Source organism: Aquitalea sp. USM4, from assembly GCF_004328945.1.
Classification (GTDB): Bacteria; Pseudomonadota; Gammaproteobacteria; order Burkholderiales; family Chromobacteriaceae; genus Aquitalea; species Aquitalea pelogenes.
On sequence record NZ_CP029539.1, the window covers coordinates 3,043,793 to 3,056,270 of the forward strand.

Genomic DNA, 12,478 nt, shown 5'->3' on the forward strand with positions numbered 1-12,478 from the left:
GGTCGCTAGTCTTTTGACAGATTGGGTGGTGGGTGCCTGTTGCCTTATGGTCTGGCTTTTGCTCGCTCAGGAGTGGCCATGCCCAACTATCGGCGCTGGCGTGTGCCGGGTGGAACCTATTTTCTGACCTTCACGCTGCTGGATCGCGGCTCTGGTTTGTTGGTGGAGCATATTGATGCGTTGCGTAATGCGGTGCGCTTGACCAAGATCGAGCGTCCATTTCACATTGATGGTTGGGTGGTATTACCAGATCATGTGCACTGCATGATTACCTTGCCAGTTGGGGATGACGACTATTCAAACCGTATCAAGGCAATCAAAATCCGTTTCGTTCGAGCCTTGCCTGCACAAGAGTTCCGCAGTCCGACTCGATGCCGCAAACGGGAGCGTGGTATCTGGCAACGGCGCTTCTGGGAACATTGCATCCGCTCCGATATGGACTACGCAGCACATCTTGATTACATCCATATCAATCCACTAAAGCATGGTTTGGTTTCACGCGTTCTGGATTGGCCATTTTCCACATTCCATCGGGCGGTTGAGCAAGGCTTGTATCCCCCAGAATGGGCGGGAAGTGATGGCTTGATGTCGCTATTGGTATCTGAGTGATGTCTGGTTGAGGGCAGGACGGTGTACTTGATATCCAGTACTAGGGGTGGTCGCAGATGTATCACCACTGACCCCGGCCACAAAAAAGCCCACCATCCGGTGGGCTTTCCCGTTTAGACAAGGCAAGCCAGCCATGGCTTGTCATTGCGCCAACCCGCTACACTGAAAACCTCCCCGCCAGCTGCGTCAACTGCGATGACAGGGTTTTCAGGCGGTTGACGGTTTCGCTGGAGCTTTGCACCACCCGGCTGTTTTCCTCCGACATCCGCGCCACTTGCTCCACATTCCGCGCAATATCCTGGCTGGTCTGGCTCTGCTCGCTCAGGCGGGTGCGGATATCGGCCACCGCCACGCATGCCTGGTTGATCTGCTCCCGGATGGCATCCATCACCTGATGCGCCTGGTCAGCCTTGCTTTGGCCTTGCTCCACCGTGCCTCGGCTGCTGCTCATGTGCCCTGCCACATGCTGGGTGGTGCCCTGGATTTCCTGCACGATGGTGGTGATTTCGGTGGTGGAGTGGGCGGTGCGTTCCGCCAGTTTGCGTACTTCGTCGGCGACTACGGCAAAGCCGCGTCCCGCCTCGCCGGCGCGGGCAGCTTCAATGGCGGCATTCAGGGCCAGCAGATTGGTCTGGTCGGCCACTTCGTGAATCACATCCACAATGGTGACGATGGACTCGGACTGGCGGGTGAGCTTGTCGATGGTGCTGGCCACTTCATTGATGGAGGCCACAATGCTGCTCATGCTGTGGCCTGCATCACCTATCACTTCCACCCCGGTGAACGACTGGCTGACTGCATGGCGGGTCAGCTGGTCGGCCTGTGCCGAACGGTCGGCACTCACTGACAGGCTGGTGCTCAGTTGCTCTACTGCGGCGGCCATGTCCGAGGCGGCGTCATGTTGCTGTTCACTGCCGCGCGCGACATGGCGGGCACTGCTGGCCACTTCGCTGGCTGTTTCATCCAGCTGATGCGCTGTGGCAATCAGGCTGCTGACGGTTTCGTGCAAGTTGTTGCGCATGGTGCGTATCTCGGCCAGCAGGCTGTCTGTTGCTTGGTCACGCAGTTTGATTTCGGTATCCAGCCTGCCGCTGGCAATCTGTTGCACCACTTTTTGCACGTAGAAGGGGTCGCCACCCAGTTGCATGGTGATGGACATGTAAAGAGTGACAAACAGATAGGCCGACAGCAGCAGGGTGAACAGGGCGCAGGCCATGTAGATGTTGCGCTGGAGCAGGATGTGTCCCAGCCGTACATGCAGCAGGGATTCAAGCTGATCCAGGGTCACTTGCTGCAGTGCCAGTGCGCTTTGTATGGTGCCTTCTTGCAGGCCGCCCGCAGCTGCTGCGCTACCGCTGATGGCCTTGTCCAGCTGCAGGCCGTTGGTTTTGGCCTGGGCAACATGCTGTGCCTGCTTGCCGGTGAGCGCATCTTTCAGGCCGGGGTTGTAGGCGATGGCTTTGGCAAGGTCGTCCTGCATGCCGGACAGCGCATCATCCAGCAGGATGCGCAGCTCCACGGCGGTGTCGTGGTCCTTGGCACCAAGCGGCTGGCTGGCCGAGCGCTCCAGCAGGGCATTGGCGCGGGTGGCGCGTATCAGCCAGTTGGGCCATTTCACCGTGACGGTGTCCATCAGATAGTAGGTGTCGATGTCCGGGTCCAGGGTGAGGTTGGATTGGTCGCTCACCTTGCCGATATGGTCATTCAGCGCGTCGGTCAGCTTGTCCAGATTGTCGGTGGAGGGGCTGGTCCTGGCGGTCTGCCAGGCGGCATTCAGGCTGTTCCAGCTGGTTTCCACACCCAGTTGCGGGCCAATTCCGGTTTGCACGGCATTCACCGCGCCCCAGGCTTGTTCCAGATTGGCCGCGCGGGCCTGTCCTTTTTCTGCCAATACCCGTTGCTGCTGGATTTGCGCCAGCAGGGCCATGGCTGGTTTCAGGTATTGCGTGCCTATCAGTTCCTTGCTGGAGAAGTCGGCATTGTCCTGATTGCTGCGGTACAGCCCATAAGTCAGATAGGACAGCGCAATGGCAAATACCGCCGCGATGATGGCAAACCGGTTTGGGTAACTCATCCGCAGCATGGCTTTGGCTACGATCTGGAACATGGCATTCTCGCTAAGGGCTGTGATGGTGATGCTTGCTCAGGTTATGCGGTACATTCGTCGGGACGAATCTGTGCGGTGAATGTCAATCATTTTTTATCAGAGCAGATTGATTTAAAGAGGCATAACGGAACAGATGGTTGATTGCGTGTCTCCTTTTAAATATCAATGAATGATGCATTGGCTGATTTGATTTTTATGTGGCGGTCTTCCCCAGCATAGGAAAGATTGCAAAAGAATGCAGGGCGTGCGAGTTTTTTCTGTTATTTTCTTGAATGGTTAGGGACAGTTTGTAAATAATTTGATAAATGAATTGGCTAGTCAGCAGGATAAAGCCAAGGCACTTATTACTGGAATGAGCCATAAAAAAAGCCCACCGGTGGTGGGCTTTTGTCTAAGTGAGGAGCAGTCAGGCCAGCTTGGCCAGCTGACCTTTCACCTTGTCCATCTTGTCGTTCAGCTCGGCCAGTTGCGCCTTGTCACGCTCCACCAGATGTGCCGGAGCCTTGTCCACATAGCCCGGTTTTTCCAGCTTGGCGGTCAGCTTGGCCAGTTCGGCGTCCAGCTTGCCCAGTTCCTTGGTGAGGCGGGCGGTTTCGGCGGCCTTGTCCACTTCCACCTTCAGCATCAGGCGGGCGTTGCCGGAAATGGCCACCGGGGCGTCGTCCGCCGGCAGGGTGGCAACAATGCTGCCTTCGGTCAGGCGGGCCAGCAGCTTCAGGTAAGGGATGAAATCCGCTACCGAGGCATCGCTGGTTTCAATGAACAGCGGGGCTTTCACAGCCGGGCCGATGCCCATTTCGCCACGCAGGTTGCGCACCGCGTTGACCATGTCCTTGAAGGCATCCATGCGCGCGTTGGCCGCGGCATTGATTTTCTCCGGCACGGCTACCGGCCATTGCGCCAGCATGATGGAGTCGGTCTTCTTGGCATTGGCCAGCGGGGCGACGGTTTGCCACAGCTCTTCGGTGATGAAGGGCATCAGCGGGTGGGTCAGGCGCAGGGCCACTTCCAGCACGCGCACGATGGTGCGGCGGGTGGCGCGTTGCTGGGCTTCGTTGCCGTTTTGCAGCTGTACCTTGGCCAGTTCCACGTACCAGTCGCAGTACTCGTTCCAGATGAATTCGTAAATCACCTGGGCGGCCAGGTCGAAGCGGTAGGTTTCCAGCGCATTGGTGACATCGGCTTCGGCCTGTTGCAGACGGCCGATGATCCACTGGTCAACAAAGCTGAATTCCAGCGGCAGGCTTTCGTCCTGACCGCAGTCCTTGCCTTCCACGTTCATCATCACGAAGCGGGTGGCGTTCCACAGCTTGTTGCAGAAGTTGCGGTAGCCTTCGGCGCGTTTGAAGTCGAAGTTGACGCTGCGGCCCAGGGTGGCGTAGCTGGCCATGGTGAAACGCAGGGCGTCGGTACCATAGGCCGGAATGCCTTCCGGGAACAGCTTTTCGGTGGCCTTGGCAATGGCCGGGGCTTTTTCCGGGCGGCGCAGGCCGGTGGTGCGTTTTTCCACCAGCGGTTGCAGCGCGATGCCGTCGATCAGGTCCACCGGGTCAATCACATTGCCCTCGGACTTGGACATCTTCTTGCCTTCGTGGTCGCGCACCATGCCGTGGATGTACACGTCGCGGAACGGCACCTTGCCGGTGAAGTGCTTGGTCATCATGATCATCCGGGCTACCCAGAAGAAGATGATTTCATAACCGGTCACCAGCACATTGGAGGTGACAAAGGCGTTCAGTTCCGGGGTTTCTTCCGGCCAGCCCAGGGTGGAGAAGGGCACCAGCGCGGAGGAGAACCAGGTATCCAGCACGTCCTGTTCGCGGCGCAGGGTCTTGCCCGGGGCCTTGGCCTGGGCTTCGGCTTCACTGCGGGCAACCACGATATTGCCGTCTTCGTCGTACCAGGCCGGAATCTGGTGGCCCCACCACAGCTGACGGGAGATACACCAGTCCTGGATGTTCTTCATCCACTGGTTGTAGGTGTTGACCCAGTTTTCCGGGATGAAGCGCACTTCGCCGGATTCTACGGCTTCAATGGCCTTCTGGGCGATGGACTGGCCGGTAGCGTCGCCTTCGCCCACCTTGCTCATGGCCACGAACCACTGGTCGGTCAGCAAGGGTTCGATGACGGTGCCGGTACGGTCGCCACGCGGCACCATCAGCTTGTGCGGTTTGGTGTCCAGCAGCAGGCCCTGCGCTTGCAGGTCGGCCAGCATGGCCTTGCGTGCTTCCTGGGTGGTCAGGCCGGCGTAGGCGGCCGGCAGTTCGATGCTGCCCTGGGCGCTGCCATCAAAGCCGAAGATCTGCGCCTTGGGCAGGATGGTGGCTTGCAGGCTCATCACATTGATGAGCGGGGTGTTGTGGCGCTTGCCCACTTCGTAGTCGTTGAAGTCGTGCGCCGGGGTGATCTTGACGAAGCCGGTGCCGAATTCCTTGTCCACATAGCTGTCGGCAATCACCGGAATGGTGCGGCCGGTCAGCGGCAGTTGCAGCTGTTTGCCCAGCAGGTGCTGATAGCGTTCGTCTTCCGGGTTGATGGCCACGGCCACGTCGCCCAGCAGGGTTTCCGGACGGGTGGTGGCGACGGTGACAAATTCGTCGCTACCGACTACCGGATATTTGATGTGCCACATGTGGCCATCTTCTTCCTCGGAAATCACTTCGAGGTCGGAGATGGCGGTACCCAGCTTGGCATCCCAGTTGGACAGGCGCTTGCCACGGTAGATCAGGCCTTGTTCGTACAGGCGCACAAATACTTCGGTCACCACTTCGGCGCGCACGTCGTCCATGGTGAAGTATTCACGGCTCCAGTCCACCGAGCAGCCTACGCGGCGCATCTGGCTGGTGATGGTGCCGCCGGATTTTTCCTTCCATTCCCACACCTTGGCGGTGAACGCTTCGCGGCCCATGTCGTGGCGGTTGATGCCTTGTTCGGCCAGCTGGCGTTCCACCACGATCTGGGTGGCAATGCCGGCATGGTCGGTGCCGGGAATCCATACCGTGTTGTCACCCTTCATGCGGTAGTAGCGCGTCAGGCCATCCATGATGGTCTGGTTGAAGGCGTGGCCCATGTGCAGGGTGCCGGTAACGTTGGGCGGCGGCAGCTGGATGGCGAAGGACGGCTTGGAGGTGTCCATGCTCGGCTTGAAGTAGCCGGCCTGTTCCCAGTGTTGGTACCAGCGGCGTTCGATATCGCCCGGTTCAAAGCTCTTGGCAAGTTCCATGGTGGTGAATGGTGCGTCTTATGCTGAAAAAATGGGTCGATTATACTCTTTTTTGCGGTGTTCTCCGAGTCACGGCTCGTGGATGCCCGCTTGTCGGTTTAATCCAACCGTTACTGACATATAGGCTCGCTTCGTCAATAATGAAGCCAACTTTCTTGATGGACAGTAATTCGCCATGCCTAGCGTTGCACCCCGGATTCTAGTAATCGAGGACAGCCAGATGCTGATCCGCCCGCTGTGTCGCCTGGTCAACAAGCAGGGCTTTACTGCCGTGCCGGTGACCAGCCTGGCCGAGGTGCGGCAGGCACTGGCCGAGGACCCGCGCTTCATGGCGGCGGTGGCCGATTACTGCCTGCCCGATGCCCCCAACGGCGAGGTATTGCCCTTGCTGCTGGAAAACCGCATTCCCACCGTGGTGCTGACCGCGCACAACGACATGGAAACGCGCGAGCGGGTGCTGTGTATGCCAGTGGTGGATTACATCCCCAAGGAAAGCCCGTCCGCCTTTGAATACGTGATGAAGATGCTGCGGCGCATTCGTGTCAACCCGGGTATCAAGGTGCTGGTGGTGGACGATTCACAGGCGGTACGCCAGTTTTTGCGCATGCAGCTGGAGCGCCATCTGTATCAGGTGATCGAGGCGCCGGATGCCGAGCAGGCACTGGCGCTGTTGCGGCGCGAGAGCGATATCCGGCTGATTCTGACCGACCACGACATGCCGGGCATGGATGGTGTGCGCATGACCAGTACGGTGCGCCGTTTCCTGGACCATACCCGGCTGGCCATCATCGGCATTTCCGGCAGCCAGGACCCCACCATGACGGCCCGTTTCATCAAGGCCGGGGCGGATGACTACCTGCAAAAGCCTTTCAATTACGAAGAGTTTTTCTGTCGCGTCACGCGCAATGTGGAGTTCGTGGAAAACCTGCAGGCACTGCAACAGTCCGCCAACAAGGATCACCTGTCCGGCCTGTCCAACCGGCGACACTTTTTCGAACAGGCCAGCGGGCTGCGCCACAATATCGGCGTGGCGGTGCTGGACATCGACCTGTTCAAGCGCATCAACGACAGTTATGGACACGATATGGGCGACCGGGTGATCTGCCAGACGGCGCGCTTGCTGGAGTCCTTTTTTCCGGATGACATCATTGCCCGCTTCGGCGGCGAGGAGTTTGTCATCCTTACCCAGCAGGTTGACCCCGCAGTGATGCTGGCGCAGCTGGACAAGCTGCGTCGCGCACTGGGGAATCTGGCCATCACCACCCCGCAAGGGGATTTGCGCTTTACCGTCAGTATCGGCATGGCTGCGATGGAAGAGGGCGATCTGGGCAGCCTGCTCAAACAGGCGGACAACTTCCTGTATCAGGCCAAGCATGGCGGGCGCAATCAGGTGTGTGGTGGCATGGTGGGTATGTCGCAGGGTGCCTCGCCCGCTACGCCAGCCTGAGCGGACCGGCTGCTGCTGCGCAATGCCGCAGCAGCTTTGTGCTCAGCGTTTATTAATGAACGGCAGAGCGGGAAAACAGGTTCAGCACCAGCACGCCGCCAATGATCATGGCCATGCCGATGATGGCGGGCAGGTCCAGCTTCTGGCCGTACAGCTGCCAGGCCACCACAGAGACCAGCACGATGCCCACGCCGGACCAGATGGCGTACACCACCCCCACCGGCACATGGCGCAAGGTCAGCGACAGCATGTACAGCGACAACATGTAACCGGCGGCTGTCAGCAGCGAAGGCCCAAGCCGGGTAAAGCCTTCGGTCAGTTTCATCGATGAGGTGGCCACCACTTCAGCCAGAATGGCAATGCTCAGGAAAATCCAGGCGTTGTTCATGTCGGTCTCCCTTGGTTTATTTGCTTTGTGTTGCCACAGTTTGCCTGCCTTGCATGACACGCTGACGTAGCCGGTCATAAGCCAGGTTGAATACATAGGTGTAAGGCAGGAAGAAGGCGAAAAAGCCCAGGTCCAGCAGCAGGGCCTGCCATAGCGAAACCTGCAGCCACCACGCGGCCAGCGGCACCAGCATCACTACCAGTCCGCCTTCAAACAGCACGGCATGGGCACTGCGCACCCACACCGTCCGCTGCAGGCCCCAACGTCGTTCCGCTCGCTCGAACAGGGCGTTGAACAGCATGTTGAACAACATGGCCACGCAGGACATCATCAGCGCCAGCACGCCCATCTGGCCCATGCCGCTGCCGGTCAGCAGGGCGGCCAGCGGCACCAGCATCACCATGGCGCAGACTTCATACAACACGGCATGCAGAATGCGTTCGCCGACGTGCTTGTTGTTGCTGGCAGACATGGTGCGGTCCTTTCCCGTAGTGGTGTCAGGTGGGTTCGGGTGACATTCTGATTGGTTTGTCGGATAGTTAAAAAATAAAATCCATCGGAGAAATCGATATGTCCTGGTCGCTAGATGCCATTGCCGCCTTCAGCGCCGCGGCCGAGCTGGGCTCGTTTTCTGCTGCTGCGCGCCGTCTGGGCAAGAGTCAGTCCACCATCAGCGAGGCGATTGCCAACCTGGAAATCGACCTGGGCGTCAGCCTGTTCGAGCGCAGTGGCAGGCAGCCGGTGCTCACCCCGGCCGGGCAGCAATTGCTCAGCCATGCCCGCCAGTTGCTGGAGGCGGGCGATGCGCTGAGCCGGGTGGCCGGGCTGTTGGCAGGCGGACTGGAGCCGCGGCTCACCATTGTGTTGTCCGATACCTTTCAGTCCGAATCACTGGAGCAGATGCTGCGGCTGTTCGAGCAGCAATTCCCGGCGCTGGAGCTGGAAACGCTGGTAGCGGAAAAAGAAGACGTGATAGACCTGGTGGAAAGCGGTCGTGCCCAGCTGGGTTTTGTTTCCGGGCTGGCGCGCTATCCGGCGGATATCGGCTGCTACCCCATGCCGGATGCCAGCCAGAGCAGCCTGTATGTCAGCAGCAACCATCCGCTGGCCGGCCTCGCCAGCGTCAGCCGCGAGCAACTGGCCGCCGAGCGCGAGCTGCGGCTCAACACCTACTACGGCCCACCCAGCGCCACGCTCAGTGCGCGTTGCTGGTCCGCTCCCAGCTACCTGCTGCTGCTGGAAATGACGCGGCTGGGCTTTGGCTGGTCGGAGCTGCCCAGCTGGCTGGCCGTCAACTTTGGCGGGGATGAACTGACCGAGCTGAAAGTGGCCGGCTGGCCCAAGGCGGTGCAGGTGGATCTGGTGTGGTCGCAAGCGCGCCAGCCCGGCCGGGCGGCATCCTGGGTGCTGGCGCAGTTGATGGGCGATCAGTAAGTGGAACAGAAAGTCTTGAAGGGTTTTCTCTGCCACAAATATGGTTGGTCAGCGCAGGGCCAGTACCATTCCATTTTTAGACTGGTATAGCGTGGTGAACAGCCTGTTGTAATCAGCCGGGTCTGGCATCATGCCGTTGGGGGTGATCAACATCTTGCTATGATGACTTTGCAGATACTGTTTCATTTTATTGGCAGGAATAAGGTGGCATTGTTCCCGCTTACATTGGAGTAAAGCAGAAAAGCGGCCAGGGCCAAAAAGCTGACCATAAACCATGCCATCAAAATAAAAGGTTAGGGTTTCTAGGTTAATATTTACCAGACTGTTCCCGTATTTGGCCCGCTGTGTATTAGCAAACGCAAACAAGTCATAACCGGAGCGCGATTCTAGAATCTGTTGCCATTCATTGTATTGATCACGGACTTGCAGGGCAGTTTTATGAACAAGATTGACAAGAACGGCAACCATCAGGAAGGTGCCAATCCATCCCCAGTTGTATGCTTTGCTCCCTGATTTTTTCTCCCGGTACTGGGCCAGCCAAGCAGCAATATCAGCAGCCATCAGACATAGCAGATAAATGCCAATGCCACTGATCGGGGCCAGATAACGGTCTACCTGAGTTACAAAGAACCAGAACATGAAGTACAAGATGATACTGAGCAATGCCGCACGCTCACCCTTGTTCAATCGTGGCCAGCGATAGAGGATGCACGGAATCAACAGCATGGATTTCATTCCGGCCTTGGCGATGGCACTGGGGATGTATTGCGGGGCGCGGTGAGTACCATAGGTGGCTTGTTCTGCTTTTTGAGCCAGCAAGTCCTGCGCATTCCACAGGTAGTAGCCAAAGATATTGCCACCCGCGGGGTGGATGGGGTCACCTGAAATCAGGAAGGCGCGCAGATACCATCCACCGCCAACAACCAGTGACAGCATGCCACTGCCGAGTACGCTCCGCAGATCTCGCCCGAACAGCAGTATCGCGAGATAGGCTCCTGCCACATAAACCACACCAAAGTATTTGGTTCCTATAGCCGCGCCAGCATACAGGGCGACCAAGAGGTACCAGCGTTTGTTGAGCTGCGGTGCATTGAACAGGCAAATGAATGCTGCCGACATGGCAAAGCAGTACAAGGCAAGCACTTGGTCGATATAGGCGTAACCCAGCGTATGTTTCAGCGGGGCCAGAACGCCCAGCATGGTGAGGGCGATGAAACCGGGCCACTTGCCGGATACCTTGCTATCCAGCAAACCTTTCACTCCCAGCCACATGATGAAGACCGGCATGGCCATCCAGCTTTGGGCTACCAGTGTGCCTTGTTCTTTATCCAGAAAAACAAAGCCGGTTGACATCAGTAGTTCGGAAAATTGTGGAAAGAGCGGAAACCGGATGTAAGGGTTGATATACAGCGCAGCATGGTGAGCATAGCCAAGTGCCAATGGCAGGTGATACATGGTGTCATCACTATGGCCGGAAGCACGAGCGGGCAGCAGTAGAAAACAACCCAGTCCCAGCAGAATCAGGACCGCTTCCAGACGGCTGTACTGTCGGAGGAGATTTCCCAATGCAAGGCAACTGCGGTCAAACAGCAGCGCCAGTAATATTGCAAGCCCTGCAGTGATGCCAAGCGGGGTCAGCAGTTGAAAAAGCCCCAGCACGAAGAGGAGCAGACTGAAGCAGACGTAGCCGGAGGTAGCTGCAAGTGACAGGGTCAGGCTTGGGTTGTCGATCTGAATGTCAGCTTGCCGAAGAATTCTTTTGTTTGCCAGCAGGCCGATCAGCATGCAGGTAAGTAGCAGTGCCAGAAAGGTTGCAATTGGTAGCAGAAGATTGGGCATTAGAGTCCCTTGGCCCTTGTGTTGAATATGATCCTGCTGCTGAGCAGGTAGTTGGATATCAAACCTGCAATGCTGCCAGCGGCCAATGCGAACAAGGCAATGTGCGGTAATTGATGGAAGAAATTGAGAAGTAGCAAAGATACGCCCAGATTGAATGCACCACCCAGTGACATGGACACAAAGTAGAACAGCAACTCCTTTGGCCACGGATGACGTGACGGGCGTTGCTTAAAGGTCCAGGATCGGTTCAGCAGCCAGGTTGTGCACACGGCCACGACGAATGAAAGTAGCCTTGCCAGATAAAACGGCATGAATGAGCTGAAGAGTAAATAACTGCCATAGTCAGCCAGAAAGCCGGCAACACCTACAATACCAAACTGCAGGAAACGCATGCTGGGCATCATGTTTTTGGAATCGCCAGATAAGACAGCCGCTTGCTTTCGTGTCGGCCCTTGGTGACGTTATCCAGAATCAAGCCAGTTACGCAGGACAGTAATGCACAAATCATGATGGACGCGCTGAGGACAGCCGTGGGGAAGCGCGGAACTTGTCCTGTTTGTATGAACGTCAGCAAGAGCGGCAGGGCCAATAGTACCGACAGCATGCACAGGAACAATGCGGTAAGACCGTAAAACTGCATCGGGCGCTCATGTACATACAGTTTGATGATGGTCTTCAGAATGCGCCAGCCATCGCGATAGGTAGACAGTTTGCTGCTGGAGCCTTCAGGGCGCGATCCATAAGGTGTAGCGACTTCGGCATAGGGCATGCGTAATTCCAGTGCATGTACGGTGAGTTCGGTTTCGATCTCGAATCCCTGCGAAATGGCGGGGAAAGACTTCGCATAACGTCTTGAAAAAGCACGATAGCCTGACAGCATGTCAGTAAACTGCCCGCCAAAAATTTTTTGTACGCTGCCCGTCAGCATTTTGTTTCCAAGCTGGTGGCCATTTCGATAAGCAGCTCGACTGATTTCCTCTGTTACCACCCTGCAACCGACTACCATATCGACACCTTCATCTATTACCTTGTCGATAAGCTTGTGCACGGACGCTGCATCATAGGTGGCATCACCGTCCACCATGACATAAATATCGGCTTCTACATCGGCAAACATGCGACGAACCACATTGCCTTTGCCCGGCAAATTGACATCAATCACCGTTACCCCTAGCTCTAGCGATACTTCTCTGGTTTTGTCAGCTGAATTGTTGTTGAAAACGTAAATGTCCATTTCAGGCAGGGCCTGGCGAAAATCTCGGATGACCAAGGGAATGGCAACTTCTTCGTTATAGCAAGGCACGACCAAGGCAATTTTACGGTCTCTGTACATGATGTGTCGCGTGTCCAAATCCTGATGATTGGTGGTCATTTTATTGTGTGAGGAGAATTTCGCAAAATGATTAAGGTAAATTTACTTCCCTTGTCTTG

At 57.1% G+C, this 12,478-nt stretch carries 10 protein-coding genes; 3 read left to right on the plus strand and 7 right to left on the minus strand.

Going from position 1 to position 12,478, the window contains the following annotated elements; all coding sequences use genetic code 11:
* Window positions 1-78 precede the first annotated feature (78 nt).
* Window positions 79-609: a transposase gene (locus DKK66_RS14025; protein ID WP_045845272.1), complete on the plus strand. Its 531-nt coding sequence runs from the start codon at window positions 79-81 to the stop codon at window positions 607-609.
* A 157-nt stretch (window positions 610-766) separates the two neighbouring features.
* Here the strand turns inward: DKK66_RS14025 and DKK66_RS14030 are convergent, their stop codons facing one another.
* Window positions 767-2,716: a methyl-accepting chemotaxis protein gene (locus tag DKK66_RS14030; protein WP_131359173.1), complete on the minus strand. Its 1,950-nt coding sequence runs from the start codon at window positions 2,714-2,716 to the stop codon at window positions 767-769.
* Window positions 2,717-3,122: 406 nt separating this feature from the next.
* Window positions 3,123-5,939 (minus strand): valine--tRNA ligase, encoded by a 2,817-nt coding sequence (locus DKK66_RS14035; protein ID WP_131359176.1) that lies wholly within the window; start codon window positions 5,937-5,939, stop codon window positions 3,123-3,125.
* A 220-nt stretch (window positions 5,940-6,159) separates the two neighbouring features.
* Between DKK66_RS14035 and DKK66_RS14040 the strand changes: the two genes are divergently transcribed.
* Window positions 6,160-7,386, plus strand: coding sequence for a diguanylate cyclase (locus DKK66_RS14040; RefSeq protein ID WP_242673496.1), 1,227 nt, complete (start codon window positions 6,160-6,162; stop codon window positions 7,384-7,386).
* Window positions 7,387-7,438: 52 nt separating this feature from the next.
* Here the strand turns inward: DKK66_RS14040 and DKK66_RS14045 are convergent, their stop codons facing one another.
* Window positions 7,439-7,774 carry a multidrug efflux SMR transporter gene (locus tag DKK66_RS14045; protein ID WP_045845268.1) on the minus strand — a complete coding sequence of 112 codons (336 nt, stop codon included), beginning with the start codon at window positions 7,772-7,774 and terminating at the stop codon, window positions 7,439-7,441.
* A gap of 16 nt (window positions 7,775-7,790) precedes the next feature.
* On the minus strand, window positions 7,791-8,246 hold the full coding sequence (locus DKK66_RS14050) for a multidrug/biocide efflux PACE transporter (protein WP_131359182.1): 456 nt from the start codon (window positions 8,244-8,246) through the stop codon (window positions 7,791-7,793).
* A 98-nt stretch (window positions 8,247-8,344) separates the two neighbouring features.
* On the opposite strand from DKK66_RS14050, the gene DKK66_RS14055 reads away from it, so the two are divergent.
* A complete protein-coding gene (locus DKK66_RS14055; RefSeq protein WP_131359186.1) occupies window positions 8,345-9,208 on the plus strand; it encodes a LysR family transcriptional regulator in 864 nt (287 codons plus the stop codon).
* Window positions 9,209-9,256: 48 nt separating this feature from the next.
* Here the strand turns inward: DKK66_RS14055 and DKK66_RS14060 are convergent, their stop codons facing one another.
* Genes DKK66_RS14060 through DKK66_RS14070 form a run of 3 tightly spaced genes read right to left on the minus strand, consistent with a single transcriptional unit; the run spans window position 9,257 to window position 12,419 of the window.
* Window positions 9,257-11,047: a hypothetical protein gene (locus tag DKK66_RS14060; protein WP_131359189.1), complete on the minus strand. Its 1,791-nt coding sequence runs from the start codon at window positions 11,045-11,047 to the stop codon at window positions 9,257-9,259.
* A complete protein-coding gene (locus tag DKK66_RS14065) occupies window positions 11,047-11,439 on the minus strand; it encodes a GtrA family protein (protein ID WP_165494181.1) in 393 nt (130 codons plus the stop codon). The genes DKK66_RS14060 and DKK66_RS14065 overlap by 1 nt, the downstream gene beginning before the upstream one ends.
* An 8-nt stretch (window positions 11,440-11,447) precedes the next feature.
* Complete coding sequence (locus tag DKK66_RS14070; RefSeq protein WP_233160831.1) at window positions 11,448-12,419, minus strand: glycosyltransferase; 972 nt, start codon at window positions 12,417-12,419, stop codon at window positions 11,448-11,450.
* Window positions 12,420-12,478: the final 59 nt, after the last annotated feature.

Bases quoted from the DNA above. Each gene is read 5' to 3' on its own strand.
- DKK66_RS14060 (WP_131359189.1), bottom strand. From the start codon at position 11,047: ATGCCCAATCTTCTGCTACCAATTGCAACCTTTCTGGCACTGCTACTT.
- DKK66_RS14025 (WP_045845272.1), top strand. From the start codon at position 79: ATGCCCAACTATCGGCGCTGGCGTGTGCCGGGTGGAACCTATTTTCTG.
- DKK66_RS14050 (WP_131359182.1), bottom strand. From the start codon at position 8,246: ATGTCTGCCAGCAACAACAAGCACGTCGGCGAACGCATTCTGCATGCC.
- DKK66_RS14040 (WP_242673496.1), top strand. From the start codon at position 6,160: ATGCTGATCCGCCCGCTGTGTCGCCTGGTCAACAAGCAGGGCTTTACT.
- DKK66_RS14030 (WP_131359173.1), bottom strand. From the start codon at position 2,716: ATGTTCCAGATCGTAGCCAAAGCCATGCTGCGGATGAGTTACCCAAAC.
- DKK66_RS14065 (WP_165494181.1), bottom strand. From the start codon at position 11,439: ATGCGTTTCCTGCAGTTTGGTATTGTAGGTGTTGCCGGCTTTCTGGCT.
- DKK66_RS14035 (WP_131359176.1), bottom strand. From the start codon at position 5,939: ATGGAACTTGCCAAGAGCTTTGAACCGGGCGATATCGAACGCCGCTGG.
- DKK66_RS14055 (WP_131359186.1), top strand. From the start codon at position 8,345: ATGTCCTGGTCGCTAGATGCCATTGCCGCCTTCAGCGCCGCGGCCGAG.
- DKK66_RS14070 (WP_233160831.1), bottom strand. From the start codon at position 12,419: ATGACCACCAATCATCAGGATTTGGACACGCGACACATCATGTACAGA.
- DKK66_RS14045 (WP_045845268.1), bottom strand. From the start codon at position 7,774: ATGAACAACGCCTGGATTTTCCTGAGCATTGCCATTCTGGCTGAAGTG.